The organism is Corynebacterium sp. HMSC068H04 (genome assembly GCF_001811255.1).
GTDB classification, from domain to species: domain Bacteria; phylum Actinomycetota; class Actinomycetes; order Mycobacteriales; family Mycobacteriaceae; genus Corynebacterium; species Corynebacterium hesseae.
Genome location: NZ_KV803980.1, coordinates 1 through 789, shown reverse-complemented (window position 1 = coordinate 789; position 789 = coordinate 1). Strand labels below are relative to the sequence as shown.

Sequence of the window (789 nt, the reverse complement as noted above, 5' to 3'; positions counted from 1 at the left end):
ACCCGCCCCAAAGACACCTACCGCTTCTCCTCCAACGGAACCTCTGCCTGGCTGGAACTCCAGGTTGAAGAAGACACCGGCATTAAACTCGATGCCTTCATCCACCAAACCGCCGCAAAAGAAGGAATCACTGTTGCTGAAGCAGTCATCAAACTCTTAAGCGGCGAGATACAACCACCAGCCACCGTAGTCTTACACACCTACCAAGCCTGCGATATCGACAATGCCCCAACCTTTATTGAAGGCTTCGGCTGGCGACAAGAGCCCATGCCGCATGATAAAACCCGGGACTTAACCGGCGAGGTAGCCGAAGCAGACGGCTACCAACCGGGCCTGATTATGCGCAAACACGTCGAAGGCCGCGACGGAACCTGCCGGGTCGGCGGATGTGAAGAGCCAGCCTTTCTTACCCAGCTTGACCACCGGCACAACTGGGCTGAAGGCGGGCCAACACATCCGAAGAACCTGGCATGCTTATGCCAAGGACACCACAACATGAAAACCGATGGCACCTTAAAATACCTGCTGGACCCCTACAGTGGGGATGTTATCTGGCTTTTCGCCGACGGTACCTGGACCATCAACGAAGCAGAAGGCCCCCTGGCACCCAAGCAAAAACGGTGGGCGCAAACAGTCGCCCAACACATCACCACCACCAGAAAACGCGTGCGCGAACAAGCCCAACACCTCAAACAAGAACTCGACGACTACGCACAACAACAAGCCCAAACCAAAGCCAACGCCGAAGCCGAAACCCAAACCAACACCGACAGCGGCGAGGACATCCCC

The 789-nt window shown here is 56.1% G+C and carries 1 protein-coding gene; it reads left to right on the top strand.

All coding sequences use genetic code 11. The features are described 5' to 3' along the window. Positions 1–789: HNH endonuclease signature motif containing protein (locus HMPREF2792_RS04145; RefSeq protein ID WP_198530294.1), on the top strand; the 789-nt coding region annotated here is incomplete at both ends.